16 protein-coding genes are annotated in these 15,319 nt (G+C 64.6%); 6 read left to right on the top strand and 10 right to left on the bottom strand.

Annotation, left to right across the window (positions count from 1 at the left end; genetic code table 11):
• Nucleotides 1-17: 17 nt before the first annotated feature.
• The 6 genes from J2S96_RS17965 to J2S96_RS17940 all read right to left on the bottom strand — a co-directional run bounded on the left by J2S96_RS17965 (nt 18) and on the right by J2S96_RS17940 (nt 4,966).
• Nucleotides 18-590, bottom strand: coding sequence for an MOSC domain-containing protein (locus J2S96_RS17965; RefSeq protein WP_306866501.1), 573 nt, complete (start codon nt 588-590; stop codon nt 18-20).
• A gap of 87 nt (nt 591-677) precedes the next feature.
• On the bottom strand, nt 678-869 hold the full coding sequence (locus J2S96_RS17960; RefSeq protein WP_306866498.1) for a hypothetical protein: 192 nt from the start codon (nt 867-869) through the stop codon (nt 678-680).
• Nucleotides 870-1,044: 175 nt separating this feature from the next.
• Complete coding sequence (locus tag J2S96_RS17955) at nt 1,045-1,536, bottom strand: RpiB/LacA/LacB family sugar-phosphate isomerase (protein WP_306866495.1); 492 nt, start codon at nt 1,534-1,536, stop codon at nt 1,045-1,047.
• Nucleotides 1,533-3,302 carry a dihydroxyacetone kinase family protein gene (locus tag J2S96_RS17950; RefSeq protein WP_306866493.1) on the bottom strand — a complete coding sequence of 590 codons (1,770 nt, stop codon included), beginning with the start codon at nt 3,300-3,302 and terminating at the stop codon, nt 1,533-1,535. Before J2S96_RS17950 ends, J2S96_RS17955 begins: the two co-directional genes overlap by 4 nt.
• Before the next feature lie 31 nt (nt 3,303-3,333).
• Entirely contained in the window at nt 3,334-4,110 is a 777-nt protein-coding gene (locus tag J2S96_RS17945) for an SDR family NAD(P)-dependent oxidoreductase (RefSeq protein ID WP_306866490.1), read from the bottom strand.
• Nucleotides 4,111-4,141: 31 nt separating this feature from the next.
• Nucleotides 4,142-4,966: a sugar phosphate isomerase/epimerase family protein gene (locus J2S96_RS17940; RefSeq protein WP_306866484.1), complete on the bottom strand. Its 825-nt coding sequence runs from the start codon at nt 4,964-4,966 to the stop codon at nt 4,142-4,144.
• Nucleotides 4,967-5,159: 193 nt separating this feature from the next.
• On the opposite strand from J2S96_RS17940, the gene J2S96_RS17935 reads away from it, so the two are divergent.
• The 4 genes from J2S96_RS17935 (at nt 5,160) to J2S96_RS17920 (ending at nt 9,174) form a co-directional block, all read left to right on the top strand.
• The gene (locus J2S96_RS17935; RefSeq protein ID WP_306866481.1) at nt 5,160-6,497 is read left to right on the top strand and encodes an MFS transporter; all 1,338 of its coding nucleotides are present in this window, start codon (nt 5,160-5,162) and stop codon (nt 6,495-6,497) included.
• Entirely contained in the window at nt 6,497-7,399 is a 903-nt protein-coding gene (locus J2S96_RS17930) for a transketolase (protein WP_306866479.1), read from the top strand. The genes J2S96_RS17935 and J2S96_RS17930 overlap by 1 nt, the downstream gene beginning before the upstream one ends.
• The gene (locus J2S96_RS17925; RefSeq protein WP_306866476.1) at nt 7,396-8,391 is read left to right on the top strand and encodes a transketolase family protein; all 996 of its coding nucleotides are present in this window, start codon (nt 7,396-7,398) and stop codon (nt 8,389-8,391) included. The genes J2S96_RS17930 and J2S96_RS17925 overlap by 4 nt, the downstream gene beginning before the upstream one ends.
• Before the next feature lie 123 nt (nt 8,392-8,514).
• The gene (locus J2S96_RS17920; RefSeq protein ID WP_306866474.1) at nt 8,515-9,174 is read left to right on the top strand and encodes a GntR family transcriptional regulator; all 660 of its coding nucleotides are present in this window, start codon (nt 8,515-8,517) and stop codon (nt 9,172-9,174) included.
• Nucleotides 9,175-9,221: 47 nt separating this feature from the next.
• On the opposite strand, the gene J2S96_RS17915 is transcribed toward J2S96_RS17920, so the two are convergent.
• From J2S96_RS17915 to J2S96_RS17900, 4 genes are all read right to left on the bottom strand, one after another.
• Nucleotides 9,222-11,612 (bottom strand): excinuclease ABC subunit UvrA, encoded by a 2,391-nt coding sequence (locus J2S96_RS17915; protein ID WP_306866471.1) that lies wholly within the window; start codon nt 11,610-11,612, stop codon nt 9,222-9,224.
• A gap of 29 nt (nt 11,613-11,641) precedes the next feature.
• Complete coding sequence (locus J2S96_RS17910; protein WP_306866469.1) at nt 11,642-12,001, bottom strand: VOC family protein; 360 nt, start codon at nt 11,999-12,001, stop codon at nt 11,642-11,644.
• A gap of 125 nt (nt 12,002-12,126) precedes the next feature.
• On the bottom strand, nt 12,127-12,597 hold the full coding sequence (locus tag J2S96_RS17905) for an NUDIX domain-containing protein (RefSeq protein ID WP_306866466.1): 471 nt from the start codon (nt 12,595-12,597) through the stop codon (nt 12,127-12,129).
• A gap of 17 nt (nt 12,598-12,614) precedes the next feature.
• Nucleotides 12,615-12,866 carry a DUF2630 family protein gene (locus tag J2S96_RS17900; protein WP_306866463.1) on the bottom strand — a complete coding sequence of 84 codons (252 nt, stop codon included), beginning with the start codon at nt 12,864-12,866 and terminating at the stop codon, nt 12,615-12,617.
• Nucleotides 12,867-13,024: 158 nt separating this feature from the next.
• On the opposite strand from J2S96_RS17900, the gene J2S96_RS17895 reads away from it, so the two are divergent.
• On the top strand, nt 13,025-13,636 hold the full coding sequence (locus J2S96_RS17895) for a J-domain-containing protein (protein ID WP_306866460.1): 612 nt from the start codon (nt 13,025-13,027) through the stop codon (nt 13,634-13,636).
• 105 nt (nt 13,637-13,741) lie between these two features.
• The gene (locus J2S96_RS17890; RefSeq protein WP_306866457.1) at nt 13,742-15,250 is read left to right on the top strand and encodes an HNH endonuclease; all 1,509 of its coding nucleotides are present in this window, start codon (nt 13,742-13,744) and stop codon (nt 15,248-15,250) included.
• The last annotated feature ends 69 nt before the right edge of the window (nt 15,251-15,319 follow it).

Genomic DNA, 15,319 nt, shown 5'->3' with positions numbered 1-15,319 from the left:
TCCGGGGTCGAATGCTGCTAGGGAAGACGTGATGGCCGCAGCACAGTAGCTACGCCCGCCTGTTCAGGGTCCAAGGGCACCGGGCTGATCAGCACTGCCGGGCCGCGGTGAAGGATGCCGTCGCCCAGGACTTGGCAACGCACTCCTCCTCGGCCGCGCATGGCCTTGTGTGCGCCCGCGGTGAGCATCTGATCCATCCAGGCGCAAGGGTGGGCGGGCCGTCCGGCCTTGAGCCGGACTACGTCCCCGAGCGATTCGAGTGCAAAATCGTGCCCTAGCAGCGGGCCTAGTTCGGCGCCTCTGATGACCACGTTTCGTCGTGTCAAGAGCGGATCGAAAGGCCCGGCTCCCAGCTCGGCGGCCATGGCTTCGAGGGCCTCGACCGCGAGCACCGTGACCGCGGCATCCATATGGGCTGCCTTGCCGAAGAACCGATCGCCGACGATGCCCTTGCCGGCAACGAGATTAACCTGTTCGGCATCCGTGGTTGGTACGTTCGCTGCACCTTCGCGGGCACGGCCAAAGTAGGCATGACCCGGCGACACCAAAAGATGCAGGACCTCGACGTCATACCTGTAGCTAGGGGTCATGCGACCAAACTATCCTCCCTCGACCGGGGAAATCCATGAGTGAGATCTCGGCTCTTTGGGTTCACGAAAGTGCCGAGATCTCACCTCTCAACGGACGACGTCGGAAGTTGCGTCGAGGCTGACAGTGAAAGTGTTGGGTCCGCTGCAGGTGACCGCGATGCTGGCCTTGGAGGTGTTGTGGCGCACAGAGAACTCGTGCACCAATGCGTCCAGGGTGTGGTGGGTGGTTGAGCGGTCCCAAATCTTGAGGGTTACGGAGTCGGCAGTTTCAAACGTCATTGTTCAGTGCTTCCATTCATGAATCCGGATTTCCGGCTATCGCGCCAGTGCGAAAGCCGCCGTACAGCTTTTCCATAGTGCACAGGGCGGCGCGGACTGCTCAAGCCGGAACGGCGTTTGTTGCAGGTGAGACTCATCACAGCGGCGCCCGGCCCACCCCCTGCGCTGCATGGATTCAGCAGCCCTCGAAATCCGTGAGCACCTTCACTTTGTCGGCTGACGCCGAGGCGGGGTCGAAGGCATAGCCAAGCCATTCCCGTGCCAGCCGGCTGGCCAGTTCCACCCCGACCACGCGCTGGCCCATGGTGAGCACTTGGCAATCGTTGGACAGAATGGAGCGCTCCACGGAGAAGGAATCGTGGGCGGTAGTGGCGCGGATGCCGTCCACCTTGTTCGCCGCGATGGCCACGCCGATTCCGGTGCCGCAAAACAGGATGGCCCGGTCTGCATGGCCGTCCCGGATGAGCTCGCCCGCCTTGATCCCGACGTACGGGTAGGGCGTGGTGAAGTCTTCCAGGGAATCGCCGCGGTTGACGCCGATGTCGATGATCTCGGTGATCCGCGGATCGTCCCGCAGGTCCGCCATGATCCGGTCTTTGTAGTCCACGCCTGCTTCATCGGCGCCAAGGATGAGTCGGAAACCCATTGCCTCTCCTTTCGTGGTCATGCGATCGCTCGGGTGGTTGCGGCCGTGGCCGCGGGCGCTGCACGGTCGGAGGCGTGCGCAAGGTGCGGTCCCATGGCTGTGAAGATCATTGCCAGCGAGGTGGCTCCCGGGTCAGCTGTGCCCAGGCTCTTCTCCGCCAGGGGACGGGCCCGACCTTTGAGCGGGCGGAGCGAGGCCGTGGCTCGCGCCGCCGAGGTGGCCGCAGCCGCCGCCTCAGCCCATGCAATATCCGGAAGAACGCCTTCGGCGATGCGCTTGCTGAAGGTTTCGTCGAAGGGGAGCAGGGCATCCACCATGGTCTTGTCGCCCACTTCGGCCTTGCCCAGACCACTGATCCGCGCAGCGAAAGCTGTCACGGCAGCGGCAAGTTCAGCCGGTTCCGGCGCTTGGTCATTGCCAAGGGACTCGCCGAACGCCCGGAGGCCTGCGCCCCACAGGACGCCTGACGTTCCGCCGGCTTTATCCGCCCAGGCGTCGCCCGCGGCTGCCAACATATCGCCGGCACCGGCACCATCGGCCAGGGTCCTTGCCGCGACCGAAGTGGCAGCATCGATTCCGCGGACCATCCCGCGGCCATGGTCGCCGTCGCCCGCTACCGCGTCCATGTCGCCAAGGTGCGATTCGGCGTCGTGCAGCGCTTTCCGGGCTGCCTCGAGAGCGGCCGCGCAATTTGCGGCGTAGTTGTGGGAGGCAAGAGTTGCCGCGAATTCCACGGCGGCAGGGCCGCCGTCGAACGCTTCCTCCGTAAGCTGACCGCCGGACAGCAGGGCAGCGTTGCCGCGCCGGTAAGCGGGCGTTTCGGCCGGTGCCGTCCAGAGCGGTTCGAGTTCCTCGTCCAGCCACGTAATGGTGAGGGAGACGCCGGACATGTCCAGGCTCGTGACCAGCTCGCCGACCTCCGGCATGACCAGGGTGTAGCCGGCCGCGCGCAGCAACGGAGCCACGGTCAGCCACAACACGAAGAGCTCTTCGTGTTTGGTGGAACCGAGTCCGTTGAGGATCACCGCGATCCGGTTTCCCGCGCCCGCGGGCGTTTCGGCCAGGAGCCGCGCCACGAGTTCCTGCCCGAGTTCCTTTGCCGGCGGGAGTTCGGTGTCCAGCAGGCCGGGCTCGCCGTGAATGCCGAGGCCGAGCCCCATCTGCCGGTCCTTGAGCGTGAACAGCGGTGCTTCCGCTCCCGGGAAGGTGCAACCGTGGAAGGCGCTGCCGATGGTGCGGGTCATGCTGTTGGCCTTCCGGCCCAAGCGCACGACGTCGGCAAGGTTATCGCCTCGCTCCGCGGCGGCACCCATGACCTTGAAGACCGTGAAGTCGCCCGCGATGCCGCGGCGCTTGTCGGCTTCCGACGGCGTGGCACTGGCGATGTCGTCCGTCACCAGGACGTTCTCGACAGCGATGCCCTCCGCGGCCAGGCGTTCGCTGGCCATGCCGAAGTTCAAGACGTCCCCGGCGTAGTTGCCGTAGGTGAACACCACTCCGGCGCCGCTGTCGGCAGCCTTGGCCACGGAGTAGGCCTGTTGCGCGGACGGCGACGTGAAGATATTGCCCACGACGGCACCGTCGGCCAGTCCGGCGCCGATGAGTCCGGCGAAAGCGGGGTAGTGTCCGGATCCGCCGCCGGCCAGGACTGCGACCTTGGGCTGGCCGGGACGGTGGCGACGCACGGCCCCGCCGGGAACCTGGCGCACCAGGCCGGCATGGAGGTCGCAGAAACCGGCGAGGGCTTCGTCGGCGAAGTCGGCTGGATCATTGAAGATACGGGTCATCGTGGGCTCTTTCGGCTACGGATGGAGGCTGTTAGTGGATGTGGCTTCCACCATTGATGTCGATGGTGGTGCCTGTGAGATAGGCGGATTCCTCGGAAGACAGGAACGTGATGACCGCGGCGATTTCCTCCGTGGTGGCGTTGCGGCCCAGCGGGATCCCGGCGTTGATGGCGGCTTCCTGTTCGTCGGTGCTGCCGACGCGGATGTTGGTGTCCACGGCGCCCGGAGTAATGGCGTTCACGGTGACGCCGGTGGCGCCGATTTCACGGGCCAACGCCTTGGTGAAGCCGAGGATGGCGGCCTTCGCGGCCGAGTAGGGGACCTTGCCGAAAACGCCGCCGCCACGTTGGGCTGAGACGGAGGACATGTTCACGATCCGGCCCCAGCCGCTGGTGATCATATCGGGCAGGAAGGCCTTGGTCACGAGGTAGGTACCTGTGGCGTTCACATCCATGATCTTGTGCCAGAGTTCCAGCGTGGTTTCTAGGAACGGCACAGGCGAGGTGATGCCGGCGATGTTGGCCAAGGCGCCGACAACGGGGAGGTTGCCGGCCTTGATTTCCGCGGCGACTGCCTTGTACGCCGCGTCGACTGAAGCTTCGTTGGCGACGTCGATCTCGTAACCGAACGCAGGCACGTTGTACTGGTTGCCGATTTCCGCTGCGACCTTGGCGGACTTCTCGCCGTCGAGGTCCAGGATCACCACGGCCCAGCCGTTGCTGGCATAGCGGTGCGCGGTGGTGATGCCGATGCCCCGCTCGGAGGTAGCCCCGGTGAGGACGGCGGTGCGCTGGATAGTGGTGGTCATGATGCTCCTTGGATTTGTTCGTTGGTGGTGACTAGATGAGGTCTGTGATGAAGCTGGCAGCTTTGGCGGCCGCTGCTGGGCGTTCTTCGTGGGTGACGTCGCGGGTCTCGAGTTCGAGCGAGAAATGGCCGTTGTAACCGGCGGCTGCCAGCGAGCTGAGTCCGGCGGCGAAGTCCGCCTGCCCGTTTCCGATGCTGAGGTTGATGTTGCCGGGAACCGCGTCCCTGAGGTGGACGTGGGCGATCCGGCCTCGATGGCGTTCGATGTACTCGAGCGGGTCTTCGCCCGCCGCAACGATGTGGCTGAAGTCCATGACAATACCGACGCCGGAGTCCGCGAGGCGCGCCGCTAGCTGTTCGGCTCGGTCCAAGTTCCAGCAGAACCGGAGGAAGTGCAGGGATTCGGTCCAGAGTTCGACGCCGAATTCCGCCGCGCGCTGTCCGGCACCTATGAGTTGGGCCGCGATGGTGTCCAGGTCTTCTTCGATGCCGCGGACGGGATTGTGGTTCAAGGCGCCACAGGGGAGGACCAGGGCCTTCGCGCTTGTGTTGGCGGTCAGAGTGAGCAAAGCGTCGAGGTGCCGTGCCCGCGCGGCCCGCTGGCCGCCGTCGAGCACTGCATTGAGGTCGCCTATATCGCCGTTGACCGAGCGGATCCGCAACCCTGAGGCGGCCACCTCCGCAGTCACGTCCGCGACGGCGTCGGAATCAAGCTCATAAGGTACGTGATCGCAGACGCCGGGCAGTGCGCCGAGGTCGATTTCCTCAAAGCCCAGGCCGTTGATGGTGCGCAATGCAGTAGATAGATCCTGGTGCCGGAAGCTGATTGACGAGCAACCGAGTCGGGAGTCGAACATCTTCGTTTCCTCCAGTCGTGCCCGAGGGCAGTAGTGATGGGAACCACAATAGCTAGGTTAACTGTCAACAGTCAACCTTTGAAGTTGACTGTTGACAGGGGTAGATGGCGCAGGTCACACTGGCATATCATGTGTTAACAGTCGACAGTGCTGAAGCCCTGTGGCTCAGTCGCTCTTCGAAAGGGATTCACCAATGAGCAAAGAAGCTCTGACCCTGCGCGGTCCGGTCCACGGCACCAAAGACGCCAGGCGCGTCGCCATCGGCTCCGGTGTGGGTGCGGTCATCGAAACTTATGACTTCATCGGCTTCGGCACCGCGGCTGCCCTCTACTTTGGACATGCCTTCTTCCCGGGAAGCGATCCGGTGACCGGCACCCTTGCATCCTTCGCCACCCTCGGCGTCGGCTTCGCGGCCCGCCCGCTTGGCGGCATCATCGGCGGCCACCTCGGCGACAAACTGGGGCGCAAGCCCGTGCTGGTAGCCTCCCTGATCCTGATGGGCCTGGCCACGTTTGCCATCGGCCTGCTCCCCACTTATGCAATGGTCGGGCTGTTCGCTCCGGCACTGCTGGTGTTCGTCCGCATCGTCCAAGGCCTGGCCTTCGGCGCGGAGTGGGGCGGCGCCATTCTCATGAGCTATGAGCATGCGCCGTGGAAATCCAAGGGTAAGTACACCGGCATCGTCCAGGCAGGCTTCCCGGTGGGCCTCCTGCTCGCCAACCTGGTCTTCCTGTTCAGCGTCCAGCTCGGCAGCGAACTGGCGTGGCGCATCCCGTTCCTCGCCAGCCTCTTCCTGGTCATCGTTGGCTTGGTCATCCGCTCCAAGGTCCCGGAGTCCCCTGTCTTCGACGAAGTCAAGGAATCCGGCGACATCGTCAAGGCTCCCATCGTTGAGGTCCTCAAGACCGACTGGCGCAACATCGTCAAGGGCATCGGCCTCCGCATCGCAGAGACCGCCGGCTACGCGGTGTCCATCACCTACATGATTTCCTACCTCAACAGCCAGCATCTCGCGGACAAAACCCAGACCTTGGTGGCCCTGTGCATTGCCTCCGCCATTGGCATCTTCGCGACCCAGGCCTGGGGAGCGCTCACCGACCGCATCGGCCGCCGCCCACTCTACGTATGGTCCTGCGCCTTCGCCGTCGTGTTCGCCATTCCCATGTTCCTTCTGGTCAACACCGGCCTGTTCATTTTCATCATCGCCACCATTGTCATCTCCTACGCGATCTGCCAGAACTCCCTTGCCGGAGCGCAAGGCGCTTGGTTCCCCGAGCTTTTCCAAGCCAAGACCCGGGCTTCCGGCGCTTCGCTGGCCTACCAGATCTCGGCCATGATCTCCGGCTTCACGCCTTTCATCACCACCCTGCTGTTCGTCAGCTTCGGCTGGATGGGGCCGGCCCTGCTCTTCGGCGCCTACGCCCTGATCGGGCTCTGGGCTGCCCTTGCCACCCGGGAAACCTGGGGCAAACGCGAGCGTCAGTTGGCCGATGAGGCCACCAAAAGCACTCCCCAGCCGGTGAATGCCTGATGGGCGTCACGCATTCGCTCGAGACCCGGAAACAACACATCGGAGAAACCGCGATGGAACGCATCGAACGCGTGGGCGCAGCCGCTCATCGGATCCGTCACCACGCCCTCAACATGGGCGAAGTCCAGGGGCAGGGCTATGTCGGCCAGGCACTTGGAGCGGCGGACATGCTTGCTGTCGCCTATGCGGACCAGCTCCGCTACCGCGCCAACGATCCCGAGTGGGCGGGCCGGGACCGTTTCCTCCTTTCCACGGGCCATTACGCGATCGGCCACTACGCCGCCTTGGCCGAGGCCGGGATCATTCCGGTGGAGGAACTCGAAAGCTACGGTTCCGACGATTCCCGGCTCCCCATGTCCGGAATGTCGACGTACACGCCGGGCATGGAAATCTCCGGAGGCTCGCTTGGCCACGGGCTTGCCATCGCTGTCGGAATTGCCCTCGGCCTCCGGCATCAGGGCTCCAGCGCGAGGGTGTACAACTTCCTCTCCGACGGCGAGCTTGACGAAGGTTCCACGTGGGAAGCCGCCATGGGCGCGCACCACCACCAACTGGGCAACCTCACCGCGATGGTAGACATCAACGCCCTGCAGGCCGACGGCAAGACGGACACGGTCCTCCGCACCGAGCCGGTGACGGACAAGTGGGAAGCTTTCGGCTGGTACGCGCAGCGCGTAGACGGGAACGACGTCGGTGCGTTGCTGGCCGCGTTCGACAACGCAGCGGCCCAGGCCGCCGCCGTCGGGCGTCCTTCCGTGGTCCTTTGCGACACGAAGGTGGGGCGCGGCGTGCCGCTTCTCGAGGAACGTGAAAAGGCGCACTTCATGCGCATCGAAGAACACGAATGGCAGCTCTGCCGCCAGCAACTGACCGCAGGATTCAACGGGAAGGCCCAGCGATGAGCACCACTGTGAAAGCGCCCAAGCTGAAAACCTCGGCCATGATCGCCTCGTTCGCCGACCCGGGCCAGAAGACGTCTTCCGCGCCTTTCGGCCATGCGTTGGTGAAGGCCGCCGAGGCTGACCCGCGGATCGTCGGGCTCACCGCCGACCTCGGCAAATACACGGACATGCACATCTTCGCGAAGGCATTCCCGGAACGCTTCTTCCAAATGGGCATGGCTGAGCAGTTGCTCTTCGGCGCAGCCGCCGGATTCGCGGAGACCGGGCTGGTGCCTTTCGCCTCCACGTACTCAGTGTTCGCCGCCCGCCGCGCCTACGACTTTCTGTGCCTCGACATTGCCGAGCCGAACCTCAACGTGAACATCGTGGGTGCACTCCCTGGGCTGACCACGGGCTACGGCCCCAGCCACCAGGCTACCGAGGACATGGCGATTTTCCGCGGCATGCCGAACCTGACCATCGTTGATCCATGCGACTCCGTCGACATCGAACAAGCTGTGCCACAACTGGCCGCTTCGGACGGTCCCACCTACCTGCGCCTCCTCCGAGGCAACGTTCCCAGGGTGCTGGACGAGTACGACTACACGTTCGAACTCGGCAGGGCAAAGGTGCTGCGCGGGGGCAACGACGTCGTGTTCGTCTCCAGCGGGTTGATGACCATGCGCGCGCTGCAGGCAGCGGAGGCGCTGGCCGCGCACAAGGTGGATGTCGCCGTCGTGCATGCGCCCACCATCAAACCGTTCGACGCCTCCACCGTCCTGGCGGAACTGAACACTGACCGCCTGGCCGTTACCCTGGAGAACCACAGCGTGGTGGGTGGCTTGTTCGAGACGGTGGCCTCGGCGGTGGTCACGGCCGGCCTGGGCAAGCGCGTGGTGCCCGTGGCGCTTCCCGATGAGTTCCTCGACGCCGGTGCGCTGCCGACCCTGCACGAACGCTACGGACTGTCGGTGCAGCAGATCGTGGCGAAGGTTCTGGCGGAACTGGGCTAAGCCGGGTGATTCCTTGGCAGGAGCGCGGAGCGGGCGTGGGGCCTGTTCCGCGCTCCTGACGTAAGATCAACAGTTAACACAGCGACTGTAAACAGTCGACCACTGACATTGAGGACGGACACGATGGCCGGAGCAACAGCACCCCTTCTGGGACTGGAAAAGAAAAGCCTCCGGGAGCAGGCGCTCTCTGCCCTCCGCACGGCCATCACGAGCGGCGAGCTGGAGCCCGGCCGCCACCTCGTCGAGACCGAGCTGTCGGACATGCTCCAGATCAGCCGCGGAACGCTCAGGGAAGCCCTGCGGCAACTCGAGCAGGAAGGCCTGCTGTCGGCCGGACCCCGCGGCCGGCTCTCCGTCCGCCACTTGGACGCGAAGGAAATCCGCGATATCTACTCCGTACGGGCAGCCCTGGAGTCCCTCGCCGCGCGCACGCTCTGCGAACTGCCGGACCGCAACCAGGTGATCAGCTCACTGCGCTCCGCCATTGACGCCATGGCGGACGCAGCCAAGGGAAGCCTCGAGGAACGGATCGAATCCGACCTGGAATTCCACCGCACCATGTGCCGGCTCACGGGCAACGAGACCCTTCTCCATTCGTGGGAATCGCTGGAGGGATCCATCCGGATGTCCATCATGTTCGCCGGACTGGAAAAGGGCGTCAAGAACATGAGCGTCGAGCGGCATCACGACATCGTGGCCGCCATCGAAACCGGGGATGCATCCCTGGCACGCAAGACCATTCTCGAGCACATGGACAGCGCCGCCGCGGAGCTGGTGGCTTAAGGCCCGCAGGCGGCGCTCAACTTTCACGGTAACTCCCTCCCGCCAGTTCAGCGGCCGACGTAGGCAGCCAGGTGCTCGCCGGTGAGGGTGGAACGCCCGGCAACCAGATCGGCGGGCGTTCCCTCGAAAACGATCCGTCCGCCGTCGTGACCGGCGCCCGGGCCAAGGTCGATGATCCAGTCGGCATGCGCCATGACGGCTTGGTGGTGCTCGATGACGATGACCGACTTCCCGGAGTCCACGAGCCGGTCGAGCAAACCGAGCAGCTGTTCGACGTCGGCGAGGTGCAGGCCCGAGGTGGGCTCGTCGAGAACGAGCACGCCGCCCTTTTCACCCATGTGGGTGGCCAGCTTGATCCGCTGCCGCTCGCCGCCGGAAAGGGTGGTGAGCGGTTGGCCGAGGCTGAGGTAACCGAGCCCGACGTCGGTGAGCCGCTGCAGGATCGCATGGGCTGCCGGGATCCTGGATGCGCCCGCGGAGAAGAACTCCTCGGCCTCTTTCACCGACATCGCCAATACCTCCGCGATGTTGCGCCCGCCGAGCCGGTACTCGAGCACGGAAGCCTGGAACCGCTTGCCTTCACATTCCTCGCACGGAGTGGCCACCGTGTCCATGAATCCGAGGTCCGTATATATGACGCCCGCGCCGTTGCAGGTGGGGCATGCACCCTCCGAGTTCGCGCTGAACAGCGCCGGCTTCACGCCATTGGCCTTCGCGAACGCCTTGCGGATGGGCTCGAGCAGCCCGGTGTAGGTGGCGGGGTTGCTCCGCCGTGAGCCTTTGATGGCTCCTTGATCAATCGAAACGACGCCGTCCCGCTTGGACAACGAGCCATGGATCAACGAACTCTTGCCCGAACCGGCGACGCCCGTGACGACAACCAGGACCCCAAGCGGAATGTCGATGTTGACGTTGCGCAGGTTGTTCTCACTCGCGCCACGGATCTCCAGTGCGCTCGTGGATGTCCGCACGCCCTGCTTGAGGGTTGAGCGGTCCTCAAGGTGGCGCCCGGTCAGGGTGCCGCTGGAACGCAGTCCTTCGAGGGTGCCTTCAAAGACCACTTCGCCACCGGCGGTGCCCGCACCGGGACCGAGATCGACGACGTGGTCGGCGATCGCGATCGCCTCCGGTTTGTGCTCGACGACGAGCACGGTGTTGCCCTTGTCCCGCAGTTGCAGCAACAGCTTGTTCATGCGCTCGATGTCGTGCGGGTGTAGGCCAATGGTGGGCTCGTCGAAGACGTAGGTAACGTCTGTGAGTGAGGAGCCCAGGTGCCGGATCATCTTGGTTCGCTGCGCCTCACCGCCGGAGAGCGTACCTGCCGGCCGGTCGAGCGAGAGATAGCCCAGTCCGATCTCCGCGAACGAGTCGAGGAGGTGCTGAAGCCCCTTGAGGAGCGGTGCGACCGACGGTTCGTCCAGGCCGCGCACCCACTCGGCGAGATCGCTGATCTGCATCGAGCACGCGTCGGCGATGCTGATTCCCTTGATCTTGGACGAGCGGGCAGCTTCGGTCAGCCGTGTGCCATTGCATTCGGGGCAGGTGGTGAAGGTGATGGCCCGCTCCACGAAGGCGCGGATGTGCGGCTGCATTCCCTCCGGATCCTTGGAGAGCATGGACTTTTGGATCTTCGGAATCAGCCCCTCGTACGTCAGGTTGATTCCTTCGACCTTGATTTTGGTGGGCTCCTTGTGGAGCAGATCGTTGAGTTCCTTTTTGGTGAACTTGCTGAGCGGCTTGTCCATGTCGAAGAAACCCGAACCACTGAAGATGCGGCCGTACCAGCCGTCCATGCTGTAACCGGGGATGGTGAGCGCGCCCCCGGCAAGCGACTTGCTTCCGTCGTACAGTGCGGTCAGGTCGAAGTCGGTGACCGAGCCCCGCCCTTCACAGCGCGGGCACATACCGCCGGTGATGCTGAAACTCCGCCGCTCTTTGGTGGTCGTCCCACCCCGCTCGAAAGTGACTGCTCCCGCGCCCGAGACGGAAGCCACGTTGAACGAGAATGCCTGGGGCGATCCGATGTGCGGCTGGCCGAGCCGGCTGAAGAGCATGCGCAGCATGGCATTGGCATCCGTGGCGGTACCCACGGTGGAGCGGGGGTTCGCGCCCATCCGCTCCTGGTCGACGATGATCGCGGTCGTCAGTCCTTCGAGCAGATCGACGTCCGGCCGCGCCATGGTGGGCATGAAACCTTGGACGAAGGTGCTGTACGTCTCGTTGATCATGCGCTGCGACTCCGCGGCGATCGTGGCGAACACGAGGGAGCTCTTGCCCGAACCGGAGACGCCCGTGAACACCGTCAGCCTGCGCTTCGGCAGCTCGATGCTGACGTCCTTGAGGTTGTTCTCCCGCGCGCCTTGTACGCGAATCAGATCGTGGGTGTCTGCAATATGCAGCTCAGGCGACTGCGTGTCGGTGCCCGTGGCCGTGCTCATCGTGTCTCCATCTGGTTGTGCGCGCTTGGCTAGTGCGGATCCTGAAGCAGCCCGAGGACGTTGCCGTCAGGGTCGGTGACGGTAGCCACCAAACGGCCGCCTCCGACGTCGTGGGCTGCTTCCTTCAGGGTAGCGCCGGCGGCAGTCACCTCGGCCAGCTTTGCCTCGATGTCTGAAACGTGCCAGTAGGCGACGGGCGACGTCATGGCTTGCGGTCCGCCTCCCGGGACGAGCCCGATATGCTGGCCGGCGACGTCGAAGCCGACGTAATACGGGCCGTCGGCCTGCGGCGGGGTCCCGAGCAAGGCCGTGTACACCGACTTCGCGGCTGCGAGGTCGGACACGGGATGCAGCACTGTCTTGATTCCCTCGTTGGAAGAGTCGCCCATGATCACTCCTGAAGTTATTTAGGGGCCGAGCTGGCGTGGACGGTTGTCCATGACCGCAATTCTAGGCGCGGCCCCGGAGCGGCGCTTCTCCATTCCTGACCGGTCTTGGACGCCGACTAGAAGGCCTAACCGCTCCCAACGCGCCGGACCAGGGCGTCGAGGATGGGCACCTGGCCCTTGACCAGTTTGGTGCGGGCGACAGCCTCCGTGGCCCACATCGCGTTGTCGATCTCCGGGTAGCTCCGGATGAGGCCTGATCCGCGCGGCCATTCCAGCTCGAAGGTGTTGCTGACGATCTTCTCGGGCGCGAAGTCCGTCTCCGCAGCGAAGGCAGTGATGAGTTTTCCGGACGGCTGCCGGAAGATGCCCAGCTCGGAAAAGTCGACGGCGGGAGCAGCAACACCCATCTCCTCGGCGAACTCGCGCTTGGCGGCCACCAAGGGGTCCTCGATGTCAAGGTATTCGCCTTTGGGGATGGACCAAGCGCGCTCATCTTTGCGCGCCCAGAACGGGCCGCCCATGTGGGCTATCCATACTTCCAATTCGCCAGTGGAGCTCCGACGGTACAACAGGATGCCCGCGCTTCGAACTGCCATTTACGCTCCCTGCGGCTTCAGCCTGTGTAGCCCTCCACTTGCTTCGGGGGCCGTGGCTTGGCCTCGTTCGGGTTCTCCCCGTACTGTCTCTTGGCCCGACGTTGCCGCAGCAGGTCCCAGCACTGATCCAGGTCCTGTTCGATGTGCTCCAGTCTTGCGCGGTCCGGCGCGTGCGCGGGACCTGGCGGGGCCGCCTCTGCCTTCTCCCGGAGCTCCCGCTCCTCTTCCACCAGCGATTGGATACGGTTCAGAATGCCCTGTTCGTCCATGGTGACCTCTTCCTGAGCTAGCCGTTACCAGTCAGGTTAGTAAGCTGCGCCGGGTGTGAACAGGGGCTGTGATCGCGAGGGCCATCCCGGAGGGCTCCCGTTTGCGGAATACTTGGAGGCAGTTCAAGGATTTCCGCAAGCGAAGGCGGTGATTAACCGTGAATGGTGAAAACAGTGCGTTCAAGCGCCGGCTGGAGCGCGCCATGGAACTGCGGAATGTCCGCGCGACTGGCATGACGGCAGAGGAAGAGGCCGAACTTGAGGCCGCGGGCGAGGAAGAGCGCCGGAAGCGCAAGAAGACAGACGACGCCGCGCGGGTGGAATACCTGATCCGGGACGCCATGGCGCAAGGGAAGTTCGACAACCTGAAGTACGCAGGCAAACCGATCCCAGGGCTGGGCGAGCGCTACGATCCCGATTGGTGGGTCAAAGGCCTCATTCAGCGCGAGCATCTTAGCGGCCTTGGCCCGAAGGCCATTCTGCTCCGCACCGAGGATGCGGAATTGGATGCCAAGCTCGACGCACTGTACTCGGAAAACCAGGTGCGCGAGCTGGTGGAGGACTTCAACGCCCGGGTCATTGACGCGCGGCGCCAGCTACAAGGCGGCCCGCCGGTGATCACGAAAACCCGCGACGTCGGCGTCGAACTGGAACGCTGGCGCGAGCGCCGGGCGGCGGCTGGCGCGGCCACGGCCGCCCAGGAAGCCGTAAATCGGGAACGTGCGGGCAAGCGGCCGTGGTGGCGTCGCATCTGGAACGGTCCCGGCTAGGGAACGCTTGGCAGCTGCGATGAATGTTCCCCGTGGCTGTCCGCCGGCCCATAAATGTCAGACCCTCCCCCTAGCCTGAAACTGTCAGGCGGCCGAAAGGTCCGCATGGTTTCAGGGCCAGGAATCCAGGAGGGGGCAGGCGTGGAAGACCGGGTGTTCGGAACGGAAAGCGATGCGTGGGTTCCGGCCGTCAGTTTCACGGACCGGGAGGATTCGCCGCTGCTTGGCACCATGAGCCTGCCGCTCGCTTCCTTCCTCAGTGCCGACGATGCGCTCAGTGCTGTGGAATCGGCCGATAGGCTCATTGCCTGGGCAACCGCCATGAAGTATCAGGCCCTGGCCCGAGTTGAAGAAGTAATCGATGAAGAATCCCCGCGGAGGAAAGAGAGGCAGCCGGTACGGTTCGGTGGGGATGAGGCCCATGCCCTGGCCGTCTCCGAAGTGTCCACCGCCTGTGCCTTGACGGAAGGCATGGCCGCGCGTTTGCTTCATGATGCCGCGGATCTCACGACGTCCCAGTGGGGAGTCCTCGAGGCGGTCGAGGCCGGGGATATCTCTGAAATGCACGCCCGGATCATTCTCGACCAGGCCCGTTCGCTCCCGGCCGGGCACGCCGAAAAATTCGCTACCGTGGCCTTGCTGCGCACGCGGACGCGGCAAGGCCGGCGCCGCACGCTGTCCGAGTTCCGCGCCTGCCTGCGGCGGCTGCGCGAGCATGTGCACCCCGAAAGCATCACCGCCCGCAAAGAGTCTGCCCAGCGGCAGCGCGGTGTATGGTTCACGGCCGAGCCGGACGGTATGTGCACGCTCTCCGCGTTCCTCACGGCGGAAGTCGGGATGGCCATTTACAACGGGCTCGACCACGATGCACGGCAGGCCAGTGCACGGGCTGCGGAGCTGGGAGGCCTTCCCGGGCCGCACCCTACACCCGATTTTGGTGCTGCCCCCGATTCCCGCACACTTTCGGAGCTCCGCGCGGATGCGCTGGCATACCGTCTCTTTGGTGGGTCTGACCGGCTTTTAAGTAGATCAGGCGAGCTGCTTGGCGGATCTGACGTGTCCGAATCCGGGGTATTCCGCGCCGAGGTCGTGATGACCATTCCCGTTGGATCCGTCTTTGGCGGCAGCGTCGTGCCCGGCGGTGGCGAGTTCGATACAGCTGAACTCGAAGGATACGGACCCATAGACGGTGCAACGGCCCGGCGCATGGCGGCCCTTGCGCCAACGTGGCAACGGCTGTTCACGGATTGCACCAGCGGCCAGGTCCTGGGTGTGGGGCGCACGGCCTACCGTGTACCGAAGGCTCTTCGCCGGTACCTGCAATGCCGTGACGGGACCTGCCGGTTCCCCGGGTGCACGCGGAGGGTTGTCGCTTGCGAACCCGACCACATCATCGAGTGGCAGGATGGCGGCACTACTGACGCCGGCAACCTTGCAATGCTCTGCCGAAAGCACCACGCGCTGAAGTCCATCGGCGCCTGGAGCTATAAACAGTCCTCGCCAACCGGCGACCTCGAGTGGAAGTCACCCCTCGGCCGGCAATATACGACCGAAGCAGCAGATGTTGGCAGGACGGTCCATTTGCTCCAGCGGCCAGAACCCCCGCCGTTCTAGGGCGGGGTCTGGAGTGGCGTCGTTGTTCCGTTCTGCGCTCGCCCAAAGAAGGCTGCGCTCCCGGCGTCG

The sequence above is a fragment of the Arthrobacter bambusae genome (assembly GCF_030812595.1).
Taxonomy (GTDB): Bacteria; Actinomycetota; Actinomycetes; order Actinomycetales; family Micrococcaceae; genus Arthrobacter; species Arthrobacter bambusae_B.
The sequence above is the reverse complement of the archived record's forward strand: the minus strand, read 5'-3'. Positions and strand labels throughout refer to the sequence as shown.

Bases quoted from the DNA above. Each gene is read 5' to 3' on its own strand.
- J2S96_RS17890 (WP_306866457.1), top strand. From the start codon at position 13,742: ATGGTTTCAGGGCCAGGAATCCAGGAGGGGGCAGGCGTGGAAGACCGG.
- J2S96_RS17915 (WP_306866471.1), bottom strand. From the start codon at position 11,612: ATGAGCACGGCCACGGGCACCGACACGCAGTCGCCTGAGCTGCATATT.
- J2S96_RS17920 (WP_306866474.1), top strand. From the start codon at position 8,515: ATGGCCGGAGCAACAGCACCCCTTCTGGGACTGGAAAAGAAAAGCCTC.
- J2S96_RS17940 (WP_306866484.1), bottom strand. From the start codon at position 4,966: ATGTTCGACTCCCGACTCGGTTGCTCGTCAATCAGCTTCCGGCACCAG.
- J2S96_RS17930 (WP_306866479.1), top strand. From the start codon at position 6,497: ATGGGCGTCACGCATTCGCTCGAGACCCGGAAACAACACATCGGAGAA.
- J2S96_RS17960 (WP_306866498.1), bottom strand. From the start codon at position 869: ATGACGTTTGAAACTGCCGACTCCGTAACCCTCAAGATTTGGGACCGC.
- J2S96_RS17925 (WP_306866476.1), top strand. From the start codon at position 7,396: ATGAGCACCACTGTGAAAGCGCCCAAGCTGAAAACCTCGGCCATGATC.
- J2S96_RS17900 (WP_306866463.1), bottom strand. From the start codon at position 12,866: ATGGACGAACAGGGCATTCTGAACCGTATCCAATCGCTGGTGGAAGAG.
- J2S96_RS17910 (WP_306866469.1), bottom strand. From the start codon at position 12,001: ATGGGCGACTCTTCCAACGAGGGAATCAAGACAGTGCTGCATCCCGTG.
- J2S96_RS17935 (WP_306866481.1), top strand. From the start codon at position 5,160: ATGAGCAAAGAAGCTCTGACCCTGCGCGGTCCGGTCCACGGCACCAAA.
- J2S96_RS17965 (WP_306866501.1), bottom strand. From the start codon at position 590: ATGACCCCTAGCTACAGGTATGACGTCGAGGTCCTGCATCTTTTGGTG.
- J2S96_RS17905 (WP_306866466.1), bottom strand. From the start codon at position 12,597: ATGGCAGTTCGAAGCGCGGGCATCCTGTTGTACCGTCGGAGCTCCACT.
- J2S96_RS17945 (WP_306866490.1), bottom strand. From the start codon at position 4,110: ATGACCACCACTATCCAGCGCACCGCCGTCCTCACCGGGGCTACCTCC.
- J2S96_RS17955 (WP_306866495.1), bottom strand. From the start codon at position 1,536: ATGACCACGAAAGGAGAGGCAATGGGTTTCCGACTCATCCTTGGCGCC.
- J2S96_RS17950 (WP_306866493.1), bottom strand. From the start codon at position 3,302: ATGACCCGTATCTTCAATGATCCAGCCGACTTCGCCGACGAAGCCCTC.